The organism is Ensifer sp. Root1252 (assembly GCF_001425885.1).
Taxonomy (GTDB): domain Bacteria; phylum Pseudomonadota; class Alphaproteobacteria; order Rhizobiales; family Rhizobiaceae; genus Ensifer; species Ensifer canadensis.
The window spans coordinates 1-19,427 of sequence record NZ_LMDT01000035.1; the positions used below are offsets into that span (position 1 = coordinate 1).

Below are 19,427 nucleotides of genomic sequence, written 5' to 3' on the forward strand. Positions count from 1 at the left end.
CAGGCTGCCGAGGACCAACCTCGTCAAACTGTCCGGACTTTAGTGAAAGCGCTGTCCGGGATTTAGCGGAATCAATGTCCAGCTTTTGCGAAGCGCGCATTGAGGCTGCGAGTTGGCTATTTGAAGGCCTTGCAGGGCAAGTTGTTGCCGCGTTTCCAAAGCCTGGAGTTTAACGGAGGTCACATTCATGTCCGCATCTACCAGCCGGCCAAAGCCCTTCGTCGCCGTTTCAATCGCCTTCTTGTTGAGTTCGTCGTACTTGTTCAGCGACGACTGCACCGAACCGACATAGGCCATCTTCGACGTAAGCTCCTCGATCTTCTTGTCAATGTTCGGCGACCAGATTGCTGTAAGCCCCTGTCGGTCCGACCCGTGCCTGACGACGTGGTTCTCGATGGACTGACGGATATATGTCGGTCGGACCGGATAGGCCTCCGGGTCGCCCGTGACCGGATTGGAAAGCGGAATGTTGTACCAGTAGATGGCGGCGGGGGTGAACGTTCCCGGGGCGTCGATGATGTCACTGCCGTCGAACAGCGTCTTCTCGGGATTGTACTCCCCTGGATAACTGGTCGGATAGCTCCCGAAGTCGTCGTTCAGCAGGAGGGTGTCCATGGCGCTGACATCCATCGTTTGCACCTTGCCGTCGGCGTAGCCGATGACGAACGAGAATACCTGCTGGCTGGCTTTCACCGGCTCGTTCTTCTCGTGGAAAAGCATGTTCACGCCCGCGAACGAGGCTGCCAGCATCGCGTCCCTGGCCTGGTCCTGGAGCTGCTGTATCCGCACGTCGATCTTGTATTCGTCCGACTTGGCGTATTCAGGATCGAGACTGAAGGCCGGCTTGACGATGTCGCGCATGCCGGGTTGTGGCATGTCGCTCGCGGTGATCGCGAGGTTGCGGATTTCCACGAAGGATTGCCTCACCATCTCCATGGCGGCATAGGCGACATCGACGATCCGCATCGCCAGCCCGATACTGTCGGTGATGGCTCCCATCGCCTTTACATCCGAACGCATCGTCGTCGAGATCGACTAGTAGACGGCATTGTCGGCCGCGGTCTTCACCCTCAACCCGGAGGACATCTTCTGCGACTCGTTGTCGAGCTGCCCAATAATCGTGCGCAACGTGCTGAGGGTGGACAGCGCCGATATGTTCGTAAGAATGCTTGTCATGGAATGCCGCTGAAAGCCTTTGGAGTTGGTGCGGCATCTTCATGAGCCGGAGGAAGCGAACTGCCTCTCGGTTGATTTTCGGATGTTTCCCGTTAACGGGCAGGTCAAAATGACAGGGGGAAACTACCTTCGATCCGTGGAACTTTACGAAGGTGGACTCAATTCACACACCGCATGTAGGGCTAGCGCCAGCAACTTGGCCCTATCATAATCGACTGCTTCGCCGGTGATGGCGATTCCGCAGGTAATTTTGCGGTCAAGTACCGCAAAGGGACCCGCGGAACAGATGCGACGGTAGGGTCTCTTGCGAGCGACAACTGAAGTTGCCGCACGTCTGTATCGTTAGCCAATTCAATCAAGCTGGTAGCTCTGCCCGGAGTTCGATGGTCCCAGAGCTGCGGGCCCGAGAAGCATGCCGCTGGCGAACTGCGGCGGCGATTTAGAAACAGGCGTGACCCGCTTGATCAGGCCTGCTCGCTCAAAAAACGCTAGCGGCCACAGCCCGGCCAAGTGGCGCGCGCTACAGCTAAGGCAGTCTTCCCCCTCGCACCACTATTGAACTGCGACTTCTGTTCTGACGTTTGCAATCCCCGCCCATCCCGTCTTGGCGAGGAACGCCATTTTCACGTCGCCAAATTTGAGTGCAATTTCCTGCCTCGGCTCAAGCTTCTCTTCATAATTGGCATCTACAGGATCACCGTTGGCGAAGGTTCCCGAGTGTGGATAGACCGAAACTGGGTTCCTTTCGTCGTTGTTAATTGCGACAGAAATCCGTGCGTCGTCGATCTTGATGCCGCCCATCGGGCTGAGCCGTTTAAGCTCATCCTGGAGGTAAGCGTATTTCTCAGAGTTAAATCGGGCGAGAACGAACGCTCTCGATGTCTCTTCTGTCTTTTGAATGTCGAAATGCACCAGATACGGCCCCGGAACAACATCGTTTGTTAGGGCCAACGACACGACCGTGGTGGCTTTGATGACCATCTTGTCGTTCATGCTGCCGGAAACTTTTTCGCAACCCACGAGCGCAGCTTTCTCGAACACCGAGGCAACCGCCTCCACAAGCTTCATGCCTTCCGGTTTGGAGCACTGCTTGGTGATACCCATCTCGAGTATCTCGATCTCGATATCGATAGGTAGTGATTTCGCTTCGGTGGATGCGAGAAGGTCGTTCACGTCCCGCATGTAAAGTGTAGTCGAAAGATTCTGGTCGCAACCAGTCAATGCCGCTGCAGCGCAGCAAGCCAACAAAAATTTCCTAATCAAAGCAGCCCCCTAGCTCTCGATCTATCCCATCAGATGAAGCATAAGGAATTAGCTTTAGCAAGAGCTGCACAATCGCAGCTGATCGAACGTTGTCGACGCAGGCTAGCTCAAGAAGTAGCGGCCGAATTCGTCGCGTCTCAACCTGCCCATTGAGGCGGCGCGGCTGAGAGAGGCGGGCACTGACGACAGTTTCATGCCCGGCATGAGCTTTTCGATTGCCTCTTTCACTTCCCCAGATGTCAGTCCTCCGCCAGACTCCGTTATAGCCCGAATGCAGAGTTGCAATATTTGCCCGTGTCCAGCGCGCTGAGGACCTTCTTCGAGACCCAGAAAAATCTCAAGCTGTTCCTTGCGCCTCTCCAAAGCTTCAATCTCTTCGACGACCTTCTCAAGTTCGGCGAGCGCTTCATCGCGCATACCGGCCTCTTCATCCGCGATGCGCTGTTTTTCTTCTGCGATCCGCCGGAGTCTTTCTTCCAATGAACTCACTTGAGTTTCCTTTTCACTCTGCTGCTTCTGCGTCGAATTCGGGATCGCCCTGCAACGACGCAAGTTTCTGCATGATTCGCTTTTCCCGTTCGGCGACGAATTGGGGAAGCATCATGATTGACCACAAATGCTCGTCTTCTGGGATCAGGTGCTTGGCGAGGAAGGTGTGATCCCGCGTTCTGATCCAGTCTTCGAAGGTCGCGTTGTTCTTTTCGAGATTTTCTGCGCTGACGAGCAGTTGCAGGTTTCCCACCCGGTTGGCGCAGGACGACAACTGTTCGATCTTCGACATTGGAATGTTGTTCCTCATCAGATGCTTGCGGTCGACGCGGCTCTGGGGAAAAATATGGTCGATGTGATGGGCGGTCGTCCCCCAGCTCTTGTTGTCGTAAAGCAGCGACAGCAGCAGGAACATCTGCTTGCTCCCATACTGCAATCCCATCACTCCTTCGAGCGTCTCGCCGGTGATGTAGGAAGGCCGCCTGATCTGGCGTGAAAGTGAAATATTGAGATGAGTAAGCGGAAAATTCTTCGAGCTCGGCAGTGCTGAAGCGATCGTATTCTTCGCGGCCCCGATCGTGCTGTCTGACGTGCCGCCAAATACTCGGCACAAGAGTGCCGCAACCAGCCAGCGGCGAACACGCTCGACATTCGTGACATAGAACGGCGTCGTCGCACTTAACAAGTCGAGATCGAGCTTGTGGAGGTAGTAGGCGATCGGCAACAGCGCGTTCAAGCTGGTGAGGTTCTCGCGATCGATGCCGAAGCTGTTAACGAGTAGGAAAGTGCGTTTGAGAGACTGCTGGATTTTGGTCCAGTTCCCTCGCATGATTTCCAGGTTCCGGTTGGTGAAGTTTTTTACCTGATAGACGTGATCCAGGTCGGAAAGCAGCAAACAGGCCTTCATAACGAAGTCTTTATTGACGTCGTTCTTACGGTCCAGCCTGCTGTTCAGTGTTTCGACAAAATTGTAGATTTCTTCGCGTGCCGATATGTCCGTCCACTTTGACGAGATCATCGACAGCATGAGATCAGATTTGCTCAGCTTTGTTCCGCCGTCGTTGGCGCGCACGAAGATGCCCAACACGCGGTCGTAGTCCTGGTTGGTCTCGGTATAATGACTTACGATCTTGTCGACCCAGATCATCTGGTAGAGCCGATCAAGGTTTCGCTTGGCGGTCTCCTCAGTCATCCATGTCTTTGAAGGCGGCAGCCGGCTGAGCGTCTTTTCTGCGAAGATCTTGAAACGCTCTCTGTCGGGACAGTTCAGTATGTCTCCGACTTTGATCCATAGGTTTGCCGCGCCCGACTGCGGTGGCTTTTCGAACAGCTCGAACCCAAAGGGGTGCTCTATATCGTCATCGGCATCGTCGGATTTGGGGATGAGCGAGGGGTCCACGAGCAAATCGATGTACAGCATCTTCCGTTGCCAGGCATCGGGGTTGTCCCATCGCTTGCCCTTGGATTTGACCGTGAAAGACCCGCGCAACCCGATTAACAGTGACGTTAGCCGCTGCTGGCCATCGAGAACGAGCGTCAACTTGCGTCCATCGGTTCCGGCGATTTCGTTGTGCACCTCACCAAAACGGAAGTGCTCGGCAAACCTGTAAATTTGCCAGTTCATCTCGTTCTCGGGGGCGACATCCCACAGAAGGAACGAACTAATCGGATATCCCTTCATCACGGAGTCGAAAAGCGCCACCATCTGCTCAGGTCCCCAGACAAAAGGGCGTTGGATGGCAGGCAGGAAATACTCTGTATTTATCTTCTCGACAGTGTCCGCGATGGTCGTTGAATCGTAAGGCATTGAGTGTGTTCCAATCTGAAATCATGTCGCCCGCGCGAACCGGTCAAGCTCGACTGTCGCTCCTGTCGAAGGCACGACGGTCGGTCCGTATTATCCACTGTGCGGGTTTCACCCCTTCTGCAAGAGAGGATCGACCTTCGTTTGGGCGATCTGGCTCTCCTTGAAGAGGTGATTTAAGTCGCCGCCGTGGACCGGGTTTGCACTTCGAAAAGCTGTCCCTCTAATACCACGCGGCCATTGTCCCCATTTCCGCAGTGGGCGCGGCGACGAAATCCGCCCAATTGTCGCCCGCGTCGAGACGCAGGCGGAAAGTTTCCACTCGCCGGTCGAGGCAATGAAACGCTTGCGCACCCTGCCGTCACGGGCTTGAAGAACGGATCGGGTTTCGACGCATCAGAAGCTGAGCTGCTCGGAATGGTCTTCCGAATGCCATCTTCCAGGAGCGGGTTCACGTCGCCTAACCTCGGGCACGGATCGTCCTCGAATTGCGCGTGTTTGCCGATTAGCTTGCCATAAGCGGGCATGTTCCGTACCCGCTGTTGGCAGCTGTATGCGTTATCCGAGTTCCCCATACCAAACCTAAAAACTCTCAACACTTTATTCAGAAATGATTTGATCACCTTCGCCGCGATTCGCTAGGTGCTAATTTGCCAGTTGCGCTCGTATGCGTCCGCAATTTGCGAATTCTTGTCAACATGCCGGTGAGAAGGCAAACCTCTTGACTTGGCGACGCGACGTCGTGAGCTTGAACGTTCCATTTCGCAGACCGAGCTCGAACTTTGTTCAATGGGCCGGCGTTGCCCAAGCGTCAAGCTGCACATCTTGAGGAAGTTGGAACGGCAAGTGGCTTGCGTGTCGTTGCCGGGGAATAGGATGCTGCTATGCACGACGACACGGGGTTGACCGGCACGAGCTTTTTACGATCGTGCGGTTAACGACTAGCTGGTACGAATAAATGCGAATCTTCGAAATTTCATGATCTGGCGGTTTAGATGGTCCGTTTTTCAATATGTGCAGTACTCGGTTTATGGTTGGTGTTCCCGGCACTTGGAAATGCTGGCTGCATTTCAGAAGCCAAATTTGAGGCGCAGCAGCCTAACCACAACGCATACGTTCATACCTTGCCGCAACATGGGGGTGGCGATCAAATCAGTATCTATTTGAAGGGAACTGCGTTTTCTGAAAGCCCTGAGGCGCGCTTTTTAGAGGTGACGCGAAAAGGCGACTGCATCATTTCGATAGACGTTTTGACCAGAGTAGAACTGGAAGTCCGTCATCAATTATACGGATCTTGGTCAGAATTGGAGGAGGGGGCTTCGAACGATAACGAGGGATTGGATGAGGGGGAAAGCTCCGACGACGCCCGCTCAGAAGATGGCACGCCAGACGGCGCAGGCAACTTCGAGAATATAAACGTCACAGCGCTTAGAGATTTGTATGAGACCTACTACAGTGTTGAAGCCTGTCATAGCGCGAGACGGGGGCAACGAACTTTTTACATTAGCGACGCTGAAATGAAGAAAGCGCAGTCCGCGTTTAAGAAAAGCAGGGATAGAATTCTTGCTAGAAATAGGTCAATTGACGAACAGGAAGTCAAGAATTCCGCCGCTCAGCAGGTTATTTTGTTTGCCCGAGTGATGGTTAGCTCGCAACAGCGCTATGACAATCGGCACAGAATAGGATGTCGACAAATTTTCGCTCTCTTTCCGCCGGATTTGAATAAAACGGTTGCAAGAGAGATTTTGCCACCAGCGGGCACACCAAATATCGGCGGCGGCCTGATCATTCCGCAAGATCCTCGGTTTCGGAATTGACGCGTCGTTAGACTCAGGCGATCAGAAAAACTTCTGACGAGCGCAAAAATGCTTCCCATGAGTTCCCTCCAGCTTTCGCGGTCGCGGTGCTGTCCGCCGCTGGCGAGTAATTCGTAGGACCGTATGACCCGTCGAGCACAGCCTACTGCCAGCCCATCGATCGCTTGGTCGCGCAGGATCACCGTTGCAGAGGCTGAGCTGGTGGGGCTAGCCCCGCTCCGTACGCTCAATCTTTCTATCGCCAGCAACAGGATCGACGTGAATTATGCGCCGCCGATACGGCCGCAGCGGCGCATTCGACTAAGGGTGGTTCAACCGACCAGGGATCCGCTTGCCGGCGCCGTATGTCGGCGAGGCTTGGCCATCCGCTCGAAGTACGCAGGGACAGCGTGCCTGATCGAGTGCGCCAGGTTCCGCTCAAAGTTCCCTGGAACCTGGAACGAGCCGATATGCAGAACCAAGTATCCGCCGACCCCAGGTTCGTAGTCCGAAAAGACATGAGATTGACCTTGCCGCTCTGACTTCACGAACTTGTCTATTCGCTATTCTGCCTTGCCAGTTGCCTTCTCGATAAGCGCAAAGCTGCTTCCGCCACTCGACCATGAACTCGGCGAACCTGTCGGCCCGTAGCAAAGGCGGATCGACAAGATGTGAGGAAATGACGAAGGAGCAGGCGCGGCGGTCTCTGGAGACGCATGTTTGCGATGATGACGTAGAAGTCCTGGCAGTTCGATGTCAGCGATTTCCTTAGGCGCACGGAGACCGTATTGGGCGCATTCAATCGGCGTATGGGCCTCACACTACGAGGAGAATTACCGCCGACGCATCCCTGCCTAATCTCGAGCGGAGGGCAAAGTCGCTTGGATATATCTCCTACAGCCCGCGCGCGGCAGCGCCCGGCTGTGTTTCTTAGGAACGGGGAGCGGAGAACCTCCAGAAGCGCCTGACACTCATTTGCGCCCTGATTGCCCTGTTGACCTCCAGTGAAAGCGACGGGGTTAGCGCACACGCTCGATGGCCGAGGCATTGTTGCGCGACAACAACGCGTTTCCGAATGACTTTGTTCTCTCCGTCAAAGCGACTATGAGTCGTTCAACATCGGCCAATTTGGGGGGATTCTACGTGCCGTTTTCAGAAACAATTATCGGGATAGCGGGGAGCGTTTTGGTGACAGCAGCACTCGTTTGCCCGTTCGTGCTGATCTACCGACCTTCTGCGGCAGGGCCCTTCGGTGTCGGCCTGCTCTTTTTGCTGTCCGGCTACTTTGTGATTAATGGTAAATCCGCGTTCACCGAAATCACCGCAGCGGTGTTTGCAGTTGGGGCGTTCCTCTTAGCTGCGCTTGTTGCGCTCGCACGCATCGCCGAAGCGGCATTCAGGCAGTCCACAGGTCGGTCCCTCGACCTAGACAACATTCCAATGCCATTGGATGACAATAATCCTGAACTCCTGGTTCCCAAAAACTCTGGCCGACAAGGGAAGTGGGCACCGGCTGCCCGCAATTAGAACCTCCGCCCGGCACGGCGGCATTAGGCCCGGGCCGCCAGCGCGTCAGTCGGCGGCATTGTAGCTGGTATTGAGGGGGCGTTGGGGGCGCAGGCTGCTGTTGGTGCCATTAGCTACTTATGCCGAAACTCGGCGATTAGGTGAGGGATCAATTCTGCCTGCGTTGCAGCCGCAACGGTGGAGCACTGGGCTACCTAAGAAGGTAGGTTGGCGAAGGTGGCACTAGCACGGCGGACGGCTAGTACTCGACTTGCTGGTCCGACGGCCACGACGTCAAGCCGGGCCGATATATGGAGAGTCCGGCTGGTTCACTTGCCCTGCTCGCATTCCGGCAGCCGCAGCGGCTTGGCCAGTTTCGCCAGCGCCTCTGGCTTGGCGCGAGCTGGGAACCCGGCGACGCCGTCCACCAGCGCTTGCCCAGGTTGACCCCGATGCGGAACGCGAGGCGCTCAGGCTCTGGGAGCGAAGTGTTGCGCGCGGCCACAGCGTTTTGAATTTCGGCTGCGCAAACCACCGCATCGACGACGCTGTCGAAGACGACAAGCGCGCCGTCTCCCATCAGTTTGACAATGCGGCCATGGTGCCGAGCGATAGCGGGATCGGTCAGTTCGGCGCGGATCGCTCTCAGCCGAGCGATTTGCCGGCCTCGTTGGCCTCCATCGCCTTGGAATAGCCGACCACATCCGCTGCCAGGATCGCTAGCAGCTTCCATTCGAGCGGGGTGATAGTCACGATCGAGCCCCTGCCAATTGCTGCAGCCAAAATCCCGGTGTTATGTCGCAAATACCACCAACGGTATTTTAGCGAGGACGTGAGCCGTGAAGCCCTTGTCGCGACAAAAACTACGATCGCGACGGTTCCGTTGGTGATATGAAGTCAGGATTGGTTTTGAAAGCGAGCCTATGGTCGAGCCGATTTCCCAGGAGCGCTTTTTAGCGCTAAAGAGGGCCGCCCTGCTGCCGAACGGGCTACGGCTCTCATATGTCGAGATGGGTGATCCCAACGGCGTGCCTGTCCTCCTGCTGCACGGGTTCACGGATAGCGCTCGAAGTTGGAGCCTCATCGCACCGTATCTCGCGACGGGCTTTCGCCTCGTAGCGCCAGACCTGCGCGGCCACGGGCAATCCGACAAGCCTGAAGGCTGCTACACCATTCCCGAGATGGCAAATGATGTCAGGCTCCTGATAGAGGCTCTGGAGCTTACGCCGACACACGTGGTCGGCCACTCGCTTGGAGGGCGGCTGGCGCAAGCAATTGCCGAGCGGTGGCCACGTATCGTCGCCAGAATCGTTCTCGTGTCCACGTCCGCCGCACTGCGCGAACGTCGGGGATGGTTGTGGGAAAACATCCAGATGCTTCGCGATCCCATCGATCCGGGAAGCGCATTCATGCGAGAATGGTGCTGTGGCGCTGTTCCCGTCGACGAGGTTTTCCTCGCTTATGCGCGGACCGAAAGCGCAGCGGTGCCCGCACGCATCTGGCATTCCATCTACTACGAGCAGCTTGCCTACGATCCTTCGCCGCTATTGCGGGATATTTCCGCTGCCACACTCATCCTGCGGGGTGAGGAGGATTTGATCGCGACTGAGGAACATCAGGAGACTATGAGAGATGCGATCGTCGGCGCGGAGTTCATTTCCCTGCCCGGCCACGGCCATAACCTCCATTGGGAAGACCCTCAAAAATTGGCCGCCTTGATTGCGACGTTTCTGGCGCGTTCGTAACCACTTTCGGCAATCCAGCCGACGCAGAGAGCCGCTGGTGGCACTTGCTACATATCCTACACCCAACGGAGCGTTGTTGCGATGACCTTTGCAGCTGAGTGACCAAGCCGGAGCGTAACGGGCATTCGATCCTGAAATGTTGGCTTCCGAGAATTTTTCGGATCATGCGACATCAACTATGGGCGCAAAAGCAGTCCGGCCCACTGGGTGCTCAACGAGCCAACTGTAGCAAGCGGCGTCGCGACGATGGCCCCACACCGTAATGTTGTTGACCGCAGATTAGTTTATGCTAACTTAGGATTGTAGCACAAGTGATTGCAGTATCTCCGAAGGGGGCTTCGGGAGTGCGCGCATTATCGTTTTCTCTTGCTCGACTTTTTTGCTTGTTGTTCCTGGGAGCGGCAATTGGCCTTGCTGCGCCCGCCCTTGCCTCAGCAGCTGTGAACGCCTTTACCTTTGATCCCGCTTCGACACTCTCATTTGCGCCCGGCCAGGAGGAGGGAAAGGCCGTCTTTGTCTTGAAACTGACGGGAGATGCAACTGCTGGTGACGGCACGCTTGAACTCAGCGAGCGGGGAGCGTCCGACCGCCCGGCAACGACCGTGAAATTCGAGGCGGGTCAGCCCAACCAAGGCAGTGGATCTCTCACGTGGTACGTTACAGCGAACGTCTCAGGTCTACCAACCAACAGCTCGCTTTCGCGATTTTTGACAGCCCGGTTTGGAGAACATTCGCAAACTCTCAGCTACACGGTGACGAATAGGCCGACGGGGACGTTTGCATGGAAGTTGACGCCAGTACCTGATAAGCGCCGCTGGAACGGCAGCGATGCCTTGCCGCTTTCGCTGCTCGTCGGCCCCATTCCGGCAACCAAGGTTCGGCTGCTATCGACAGCGTTCTTTGATGACCAGTCACTTACTGCTTTGGGTGGCGGGTTCAAAATCTGTCCCATTGGCGGGACATGCGACGGCGGTCCAATGGACCTTTCGGCGAACGAGTTGCACAGTTTGCAGATCCAGAACGACGGGAAGGTCGATGGAGGACCGGGCGATTACCGCGGTACGTTTACGCTGGTCTCAGCTGAAAAACCGGAAGGTGAGAGTTTTTCCACGACGCTCTACGTCAGTTCTTGGAAGTGGCAGACTTTCGGAGCTCTCCTGATCGCGGTTGGCATCCTCGCCTCACTCTATGTCAATGTCTGGCTTCAAAACCGAAACGATCGCAACGCGAGACTGATGCCGGCGGCGTTGCTGGCGGATCAAGCCTCCCGCTTGAGGGCAGACTATGACAAGCTGGCCGCCACGCAGCCTGTTACTTTTGCCAACGCGGACGATCAACTCAATGCGCTCGAAGACAGCCTTTCGATTAAGGCGCTCCAGGCCCAGGGGTATGTCGGCGGTTCGGTTCCCTTTCTGAAAATGCCCAGTGGAGCCACTGCGGCTCCGGAAGCATACAAGAGTTTTCTTGATGACGTAGGTAAGCGTCTGACGGCGCTTTCAGTGGTCTTGCATGGTTGCAGGGAAGCTGTCGGAGTCTGGTCCGCTAGCTCGCTCTCCGGGGCAGCTGACGCGTTAGCCGTAGCCCTGAGGTCGATGGACGGGCTCATCTTACCTATGACTTCCCCGCCCGCCTCCAAGGAAAGCCTCTCCAGCGCCTTGCAGCCAATCCTGCAAAATCTGCGCACCGAAGTCAGTAGAGCGGCGGGAATTGTAGACGATGCTGGTAGCCCGGCCCGCGGACGGCCATTTGCCGTCGGCTATACCAGCGAGCGCATTGCGTTTGACACGGCGGCATCGAACTTGGTTGGGTGGGTCGCTTTTGGCCTGCTTTCGTTTGCTGTCGGCGGCTATCTCCTCATCGTCGCCAATCCCGGCTTCGGCCAGTGGAGAGATTTATTGATGTGTCTGCTGTGGGGCTTTGGCGTCCCTGCCGCAGGAGAAAAGCTTGCGAATCTGAGCGGGCCGGGTCTCGCTCAGGGCTTTGGCATTACACTGACAAAGGTTGCGTGATGTGGCCCCATGATCATCGCCGGCTCAATAATGATAGCGTGGCCCCATCTGTCAGAGGCTCTGCAGGTGCGCGTACGTCTGGACGATACGACGATGCTAGACGGACCTTCGGTGACGATCGCGGAGACAGTGTGCCAATTCGATCCGGGTCAGTCCGCGCCGACACGTTTTGCACTTACGGTTCCCGCCAAGGTCATCGACCCGCGGCACCATTACTCGCTGTCAGCACGTGCCGAGCTTCCGGGAACGGCCCTGTTCGGGACGGTCCAGAGCTACCCATGGAGCCTCGAGAATCGGCGATCTTATCAGCTTGAACTATTGAACCTAACCTAGAATGGAGAGGGCGAAAAATGGCAGAGGATGGCGAACTCGATAAGGGCGACAGCGTAAAGACGACGTTCATGATAGTCGGGAATACCCTGCGTTCCGTGCAGTACACGGTGGTCGAAAACCAGGCAGTGGTGGAGGGATGTATCGTTATTGGAACCGCTAAAGAGGCGGAGACAAACCTCAAGAAGGTACAGGATAATCCGGGTCTTTTTCGCGAAGACATTTCGACTCAAGGCGCAGCAATTTCGGGTCAGGGGTTTCTGTGGCCCGAGGGTGGGATGATCTACGAGGTTCACGAAGACCTTCCCGATCAACATCGCGTGCACGACGCCATAGCTCATTGGGAGGCGAAAACACCGATTAGGTTTATCAAGCGGGATCCATCCGATCCGGCCCACAACAATTACGTAGCTTTCGTTCCGGGGTCCGGTTGCCGATCGGCAGTCGGCAGGCGTGGGGGTCGTCAAGAACTTGTTCTCGGAGCCAACTGCAAGACCGGGAACACCATTCACGAGATCGGGCATGCACTAGGTCTTTGGCACGAGCAAAGCAGGAGTGATCGTGACGCTTATGTTCGGATCCGGTATGACCGAATTGAATCAGGGACGGAGCACAACTTCTCACAACACATCCACGATGGCATCGATGTGGAGAAGTACGATCTCGGTTCAATCATGCACTATCCCCTGACGGCCTTTTCGATCGACGGTCGGCCGACGATCGAGCTCGTGAATAATGACTACGAGGGAGTTGTCGGGCAGCGGGAAGGTCTCAGCAAGGGCGACGTTGAGACTATCAAGAAACTTTACAAATCAGAAATTGAAAAGCGAGAGAACCAGTGACACTCGTTTTTGACCGACGCGAGCAATTCGTTGGCCAGCCGATGACTCACGCTTTGCTAATAGGCGTAAGCGAATACACCCAACTGCCCGCGTACAACGAGCCACCGAATCCCGAAACCTTCAACTTGAAGCGTTTAGCTTCCTGTGCGCTCAGTGCCTGGGAAATCTGCCGCTGGCTGGAAGCCAACAAGGATTCGCTTGTCTGTCCCTTGGGCACAATTCGTTTGCTTATGTCTCCTTCCGAGCTGGAGAAGAGCGCGTTCGAATCTATAAAAGCGTCGCGCGAAGGCTGGTTGAACCTAGAACCGAGCGGTGTTGACGCAGCCGACTGGACCCACTTCGTCCCGGAAGCACTCGCCTGGCGAACGGATACCGCCCGAGCAAACAAGAAGGGCACGTCGTTCTTCTATTATTCCGGGCACGGGCTGAGAAGAAACGGCAGCGATCTAATAACGTTGGCGGATTTCGGCGATCCGCTTGCGGGCGGACGTTTGCTGCGTTCTTTTGAGCTTGTATCCAACTTCGTCATGGGCATGGCGCCAACCGACGACCGGCGGGACATGGCCAGAAATCAGTTCTACTTCGTCGACTGCTGTCGTGAGGACATTGTCGATAGCGCATACCCCGGAACCGTCTGGGGCACATTGTCAGGTCGCGATGATCGGGCGACGCCTGTGTTCATGGCCTCCTATCCCGGCGCAGTGGCCATGGCTATCCGTGGAAAACCGACGGATTTCTGTCATGCTCTTCTCAAATGCTTGCCAATTGGGACCGACGCAGCGACACCAGACGATCAATGGATCGTAACAAGCTTTTCGCTGAACAGGGCTCTGGAAGCCTACTTCACGAAACTGGGAACGGGCCAATACGCCCCGGGCACCGGCATATCTTTCAGGGATGTACCCCTTCATCGCTTGCCTGGGCCGCCTCCGGTCGAATTTAACCTGGTGATTAAACCATCGAACGCGGTGGGAGGAACCACGGTCTCCCTGAGACACACGGACGGCCTGTTCGACGGGCAGTTTCCCGCGGCAGCGTCCGAGCACCCTTATGAGGTGCATTCGTTTGCGGGAATCCACGAAATTCTTGCTACTCCTTCCGGTGCGTTCAAGCCGTACAGCAAATTGAAGCCGATCGTTCCGTTCTGGACCGAATTGCCGATCGATCTGATACCGAACCCACCGCAACCGCCGGAAAGCGTTTAGGAAGCAGCCATGAACAGCAAGGTGACATTGCTGCTGCCTACGCCACCGGGGCCGTCGGTCAGTACGACGATCAGGAATAGCAAGTTTGCAATCATTCAACGGACCGCTCTCGGACCTCTGCCAACGGCGTTGGCGCTCGACCCCGGTTACTACATGGCGCTCGTCGAATTTCCGGACGGCCGACGGTTCGAGACCGCCTTCCAAGTTCGAGATGGGGATCTGACGACCGAGGTGGAACTCGAGGAACTACCAACGCGAACCGTTCGTTCGAAACGTGGTGGGCGTCCTAATCAAGGACAGTTGGATTTCGACGCCGAATTTTCCGAAATTGGAGCCGACGTTTCGCCCGACGATCCGCTTCCGGAGCCGACGGGCGGCGACTTCTCCATTGCTCTGGTTACGATCGACAGTTCAGGTTCCGTCACCGAAACTCAACCTCTGGCCCAAACGCTTCCCGGTACCATCAAGATCGAGCAAGGTTCAGCTTCTCGCTTCGTCAGGATAACGCGTGGCCGCGAACCGCGTAACCTGTATATCGCGATCCCTACCAGCGCGGAGGAGGGCGCCGAGATCATCTTTTCGTCGCTGGCTCCGCTTGCGTACGAGGTAAAACTCGAAGACGACCGCGCAGACTTTTTGCTGGATTGCATCGAAAATGGTCGGGTCGAACAGCTTTCGGACGTTGTTGCAGATTGTTGGCCCAAGCTGGAGGCCCTGGCGGACATTGGCAGCGAAAATCTGGAAGAGTTTTCGAGCTTGGTTTCGAAACACTGGACCAAGATAGATGGCGTGATCGGACGTGCGCTTAGCAGTGACCTCGGAAGTTGGCTCCTTGGTTGGCTTCCAGCGATTGAAAAGCCCCTCGGTTGGGCGGGTCGGACCGGGGAGTGGCTCAAGCTGTCTGCTGAATATCAGCCTCAGATCGCAGCGCTCCTGAAAGCACGCCGTATCAAACCCGTCATGGCAACAGTTGCTGGCTATGCACTTTTGCTCGTTGGCCCACCCACGGGCGACGACGAGAAGATCCAAGGAGATACAGTCGACCTGTTGGCTAAATTGCTCTTTGGGACCTCCCCCTGGCTTGCGGATCAATTATGTATCAGGGGAGAGCTTCTGGCACGACAAGCAGAACACGAGAAGGCGCTCTCCGTCTTCCTGGAAGTTTCGCGATTGGGGTCGCCCATGTTCAGCATGGGACTGAGATACACGCTTGATCGGCTTAAAAGCTATCGGAATTCGGCGTTGGCCGGAAAACTTGATCCAGAGTGCCTGGGTCAAATTGAGGCAGCATTGGATCGTTTGCAACGGATTGCAGCCTGGACTGACTTCAGCCGACCACTGGTGACATTCGAACCTCTCGTCGGGACAGATCTGGCAGCAGAGTCCGCGCGCGATCAGCGTCCAATAGGGGCGTATTAGGATGAGGTAATCGATTTTAACCGCGGCATAGTTGAGGGCAATCGAATGGATGATGAGGATCTAATGACAACCGGAGACGATGCCCTGCGTGGCATTCCTGCGGATGAGATCGATGGGGATCGCGAGACGTTACCCGAGCCCGCCCTGAATGACGCCGGAGGTACGACTAGCGCGCAACCTGTGCGATACAAAGTGGTTCCAGAAGGTGAGCCGCAGGAACCGGGCACCAGGTACTCGGTGATTGACCTCGACACCGGGGTGACGTCTTACGCAGGGAAGGTGCTGAAGTACGGCTCGCGCCGAGGTTTGTCGAGAGCAAGTGACCTACTCCTGTACGACCGTCATGAAGCCGAAAATCAGATCGGTGCATGGGCACATTTCATGTGGCCGAGCGTCACTGCGGAAAGCAATGGTCGGTACATCTCGATAAATGCTTGGGACCGCGCTCACTTCACATGGGGGTTCTATCAGCTTGCGGCTCATACACCTAACGACAACCTCATTTTGCTGATGCGGGAACTGGCAGCGCTTCCATCGGCCAAACGTTTTTTTCCAGACCTGACGCTTGTGGACGGCGTACTCTCCCGAACAACGGACGTTGGCACCGTTTCATTGGAAACCGAATACCAAGTGACTGTTGGAAACGGCACGGAAATGCAACTGCTTGACTTCATGAGTTACCTTAACCCGACTTCGCAACGACTTGAAGAGCGCGAAGTTTTCACTGCCGCTAAGTTCGCCGCGTGGGCGAATGAAGATAGCGCGATGCGCGATGCGACCGTGCGGGTTTCAGTCAGGATCATGAAGAGAAAAATAAAAGCGAGAGCCGGAACGTTTGGCCTCGTTGGCAAGCGGCCCGAGCTGGCAATCTGGATTTCTGACATGTTTCATCAAGGGCGTGGATCGACCAGCCAGGCCAAGGCCGCGCTTGCGCTGCCAGAATTTGCCGATCAACTCGAAGCTCTGTCGCGCATAGATACCACGGGCCAGCATGTTGAGCGTCTACGTACCGTCAAGCGGGGTATAAAAACGCTACTGGATGAAGGACGTTTCGAAAATATGCGTTTTGGAGAGGGCGAGCTTTCTCTGGCTTCGCTTGGATCGTGATTGCATGCCCCAGACCCGTCTTTCTCTATAAGCTCTGAGACTTTTACCGGAGGGAACGAGCATGAACGAAAATGACGAAGAGAATGAAGTCGCGCCGGAGGGCCGGGCAGACGAGGCCGAGAGCGCAGCTTATGACGAAGGGCTTAAGGCGCTACGTGATGGCACGGCTGATCCAACCGAGATGGACACCCAGTTGGAAGCGGAATTCAGAGCCAAGGTTGAGTCCTGGAACTTGAGCCATTTCCAGTTCCGCGAGTTTCTCTTCTTGGGCGGTTCACACAATGCGCCTGGCAGCGCTTGCAGGGGGTTGAACTCGCCGCCGCAAAGGCAGGTTTGGGATAACTTTGAGAAGACGGCCAAAGTTCTCGACGAACTCAGACAGCGGCTGAACTCCCCCCTCCGCCTGAGCAGCATTTATCGTAATGATGCCTATAATGGGTGTCTCTCAGGGGCCGTGTCCGAAAGCCAGCATAAGCAGATGCGGGCGGCCGATTTTGTCGCTGGCAGTGGAACCCCGACACAGTGGCGAAGCGTTCTACTAGAGATGCGGAACGAGGGGTTTTTTAAAGGCGGCATTGGCATCTACAATACGTTCGTCCACGTTGACACGCGGGGCGTCAATCGGGATTGGGATTTTCGGTCGTAACAACGGCGATGCAACGTGGTTGGACATCGCGCGCTACACGCCGGTGTCGTGCAGCGCGCGCTACCTGTCATCGTTGCGACGCTCTTGAATTTTAGAGGCATGGGACAATCGGCCCTCGCGAGACAAGTGGACGTTCGCGGACGCCGACTGAGTGTTGGAGACGCAGACCGGTTCAATGTAACGGACGGGGAGAGCGAAGCCGCGCGCGTTTCCCGCCGCCTACACCCCGCGCCGGGACATTATCTGCGCTATTCAACGGAACGAAGTGTACTGATACTTTGCCGACGCCTTCTACTAATGAGCAACGTCGCTCGGCCGAGTCCTTGGGAGGCTACAATGGGGGTGGGAAGTATACAAAAGACGGGGTCCGACAAATCTGCTGGTGAGCAATTTCGGACAGCAAGACTAATCGTTGGCCTATTTCTTATTATAATCTCGCGTGTTATATCGTTTTGGAACCCTGTCTCCGCTGGGTACTTCTTCCTATCTGGCGGGTTTTGCTGTCTAACCCTTGCCATTGACTGGACCAGATTGAGATCTTTTACAGTATCGCCGACGACGATCCAGGCTGAGCTTTTTGAGCAAATGGAACAGAAGGTTGAGAGCGCCGAAGCGATTTTGAAAGAAATCCGAGATGTCGAAGAACGCATCTCGTTAATCATCACAGAACAGATGCTCAATCGCGGGGGGCATCGATATGTTGGAGGGTTCGGTGAGGAAGCGGAGTTCGCGATATACCGAGTGTTGCAGAACAGCAAATCAGTAAGACAGAAGCGTTCTATGGATACGAACTTGGAAGAGTTGCACCGCGACCTGGGCTTTCAGCTCTGTAACGCTATCTTCGGGACGAAATGGCATGAGGAAACAGCGGCAGCACGGTCGTGGTTATGTTCGAGCGGCTTTCAGCTTCTGCCTGATGAACCAAAGCTGAAGGAACTTGCCATGGCCGATGGGGTGGACCTCAGCAAGGTCAGTGATGTCTTCGACGCGTACATTAAATTCCGCGATGAGAACATCATTCCTTCAGGCGACGTTGTGAAACGCCTTTACGGGTACAAGAACGTGACGGAGCAGAGTGATCAGTGACAAGCACCGCAGGAGCGGGCTCGCAATGCATCTTGTGCCCCACACATCAGAACGAAACCTGAGATAGGCGGAGAGGGACCGGGCGATGTCTACTCGGTTCTTCCGCGGCCGTGTCATACGCAAAAGCATTGCGGCACCGCTGCCGTCCCAGTAGATCAGCTTCAAACGATCAGCCTCGCGCGACCGGAACACGAAGACTGATCCAGTGAACGGGACCGTACGCATCCGATTAGGACCGCGGAATTGTCGGATTTGGCGTTGGTAAACGTCGCTTTGATCAATTCTTGCAAATCGACGCATATGCCGTCGTGAGATATGTTCTAAGGTTGATCGCGGCATCGCCGCGTATTGCTACATCGTATGATGTGACAGCCTTCATCCACGGCGAGCCTTCACTAAGATATTTCGCTCTCAGGCTCGCATCGTCCGCAAACCGTTCGGGACGCATTTCATCACAGTTCGCTGGTGCAGCATCTGACGAGAACAGAACGGACATTCCGACAAGCCTTTCTGCCTCACTACGCGCACCGGCCAATTGCGTATACGAATTGGAAACAAGCTTTTGTGCGTCGTCTTGTAAAAGGCCGATCGCCAATAGTGAGCGGTAGTCGGTGACCAACTGGTTCTCACTCAATCCGTTTGTGCTCCGTATCTGGAGACCTACAATGAGCGCCGCTATACCTCCTACACAGAAGCCAATGGTTCGCAGATGTAACTCAGTTGAGATCGAAGTGCTGCGTTCAATAGGTAGGGCGTCGTTCAGCGCTAGGTAAACAACCGCAGCAGCTACCAAAACACTGATTGTCGGTGCAACGACCGGAGACTGAGAGAGCGCGATTAATAGCGCCAAGAAACCACCTAAAGACGCTCCTGCGATCGCATTTACTACATATAAGCCTAAATTATTCATTAGGTATTTTCCCCGACTATAGTTCTATCTGTCCTCTAGTGCCAGTTATAACACAGAAAAGCTCTTGCGCATAAACTGCCGATTTGCTGCGGAG

The 19,427-nt window shown here is 55.6% G+C and carries 16 protein-coding genes and 1 pseudogene; 10 read left to right on the plus strand and 7 right to left on the minus strand.

What is annotated here, in order from left to right:
* Window positions 1-39: 39 nt before the first annotated feature.
* From ASD02_RS29445 to ASD02_RS29460, 5 genes are all read right to left on the minus strand, one after another.
* Complete coding sequence (locus tag ASD02_RS29445; protein WP_244494307.1) at window positions 40-966, minus strand: flagellin; 927 nt, start codon at window positions 964-966, stop codon at window positions 40-42.
* 69 nt (window positions 967-1,035) lie between these two features.
* On the minus strand, window positions 1,036-1,176 hold the full coding sequence (locus ASD02_RS38675; protein ID WP_156408479.1) for a hypothetical protein: 141 nt from the start codon (window positions 1,174-1,176) through the stop codon (window positions 1,036-1,038).
* A gap of 552 nt (window positions 1,177-1,728) precedes the next feature.
* Window positions 1,729-2,349, minus strand: a complete 621-nt coding sequence (locus ASD02_RS29450) for a hypothetical protein (RefSeq protein ID WP_156408480.1) — start codon at window positions 2,347-2,349, stop codon at window positions 1,729-1,731.
* Between the two features lie 192 nt (window positions 2,350-2,541).
* Window positions 2,542-2,928, minus strand: coding sequence for a hypothetical protein (locus tag ASD02_RS38680; protein WP_156408481.1), 387 nt, complete (start codon window positions 2,926-2,928; stop codon window positions 2,542-2,544).
* Window positions 2,929-2,941: 13 nt separating this feature from the next.
* Entirely contained in the window at window positions 2,942-4,735 is a 1,794-nt protein-coding gene (locus tag ASD02_RS29460; protein ID WP_057221415.1) for a DUF262 domain-containing protein, read from the minus strand.
* Between the two features lie 992 nt (window positions 4,736-5,727).
* On the opposite strand from ASD02_RS29460, the gene ASD02_RS29465 reads away from it, so the two are divergent.
* Both ASD02_RS29465 and ASD02_RS29470 read left to right on the plus strand, forming a co-directional pair.
* Complete coding sequence (locus tag ASD02_RS29465; protein ID WP_057221416.1) at window positions 5,728-6,549, plus strand: hypothetical protein; 822 nt, start codon at window positions 5,728-5,730, stop codon at window positions 6,547-6,549.
* 1,014 nt (window positions 6,550-7,563) lie between these two features.
* Window positions 7,564-8,055, plus strand: a complete 492-nt coding sequence (locus ASD02_RS29470) for a hypothetical protein (protein WP_057221417.1) — start codon at window positions 7,564-7,566, stop codon at window positions 8,053-8,055.
* Between the two features lie 415 nt (window positions 8,056-8,470).
* Here ASD02_RS29470 and ASD02_RS37585 read toward each other — a convergent pair.
* Window positions 8,471-8,715 (minus strand): annotated as a pseudogene (locus ASD02_RS37585) (adenylate/guanylate cyclase domain-containing protein); the annotation flags it as partial.
* Window positions 8,716-8,957: 242 nt separating this feature from the next.
* On the opposite strand from ASD02_RS37585, the gene ASD02_RS29480 reads away from it, so the two are divergent.
* The 8 genes from ASD02_RS29480 (at window position 8,958) to ASD02_RS29520 (ending at window position 18,423) form a co-directional block, all read left to right on the plus strand.
* Window positions 8,958-9,779 carry an alpha/beta hydrolase gene (locus ASD02_RS29480; RefSeq protein WP_057221419.1) on the plus strand — a complete coding sequence of 274 codons (822 nt, stop codon included), beginning with the start codon at window positions 8,958-8,960 and terminating at the stop codon, window positions 9,777-9,779.
* Window positions 9,780-10,123: 344 nt separating this feature from the next.
* Window positions 10,124-11,788: a hypothetical protein gene (locus ASD02_RS29485; RefSeq protein WP_156411881.1), complete on the plus strand. Its 1,665-nt coding sequence runs from the start codon at window positions 10,124-10,126 to the stop codon at window positions 11,786-11,788.
* A gap of 350 nt (window positions 11,789-12,138) precedes the next feature.
* Entirely contained in the window at window positions 12,139-12,960 is an 822-nt protein-coding gene (locus tag ASD02_RS29495; protein WP_057221422.1) for a M12 family metallopeptidase, read from the plus strand.
* Window positions 12,957-14,165 (plus strand): caspase family protein, encoded by a 1,209-nt coding sequence (locus ASD02_RS29500; RefSeq protein ID WP_057221423.1) that lies wholly within the window; start codon window positions 12,957-12,959, stop codon window positions 14,163-14,165. The genes ASD02_RS29495 and ASD02_RS29500 overlap by 4 nt, the downstream gene beginning before the upstream one ends.
* A gap of 9 nt (window positions 14,166-14,174) precedes the next feature.
* Entirely contained in the window at window positions 14,175-15,584 is a 1,410-nt protein-coding gene (locus ASD02_RS29505; RefSeq protein WP_057221424.1) for a hypothetical protein, read from the plus strand.
* A 45-nt stretch (window positions 15,585-15,629) separates the two neighbouring features.
* Window positions 15,630-16,691: a hypothetical protein gene (locus tag ASD02_RS29510; RefSeq protein ID WP_057221425.1), complete on the plus strand. Its 1,062-nt coding sequence runs from the start codon at window positions 15,630-15,632 to the stop codon at window positions 16,689-16,691.
* 61 nt (window positions 16,692-16,752) lie between these two features.
* Complete coding sequence (locus tag ASD02_RS29515; protein WP_057221426.1) at window positions 16,753-17,337, plus strand: D-Ala-D-Ala carboxypeptidase family metallohydrolase; 585 nt, start codon at window positions 16,753-16,755, stop codon at window positions 17,335-17,337.
* A gap of 585 nt (window positions 17,338-17,922) precedes the next feature.
* Window positions 17,923-18,423: a hypothetical protein gene (locus tag ASD02_RS29520; RefSeq protein ID WP_156408483.1), complete on the plus strand. Its 501-nt coding sequence runs from the start codon at window positions 17,923-17,925 to the stop codon at window positions 18,421-18,423.
* A gap of 277 nt (window positions 18,424-18,700) precedes the next feature.
* Here ASD02_RS29520 and ASD02_RS29525 read toward each other — a convergent pair whose 3' ends face one another.
* The gene (locus ASD02_RS29525) at window positions 18,701-19,333 is read right to left on the minus strand and encodes a hypothetical protein (RefSeq protein WP_057221428.1); all 633 of its coding nucleotides are present in this window, start codon (window positions 19,331-19,333) and stop codon (window positions 18,701-18,703) included.
* Window positions 19,334-19,427: the final 94 nt, after the last annotated feature.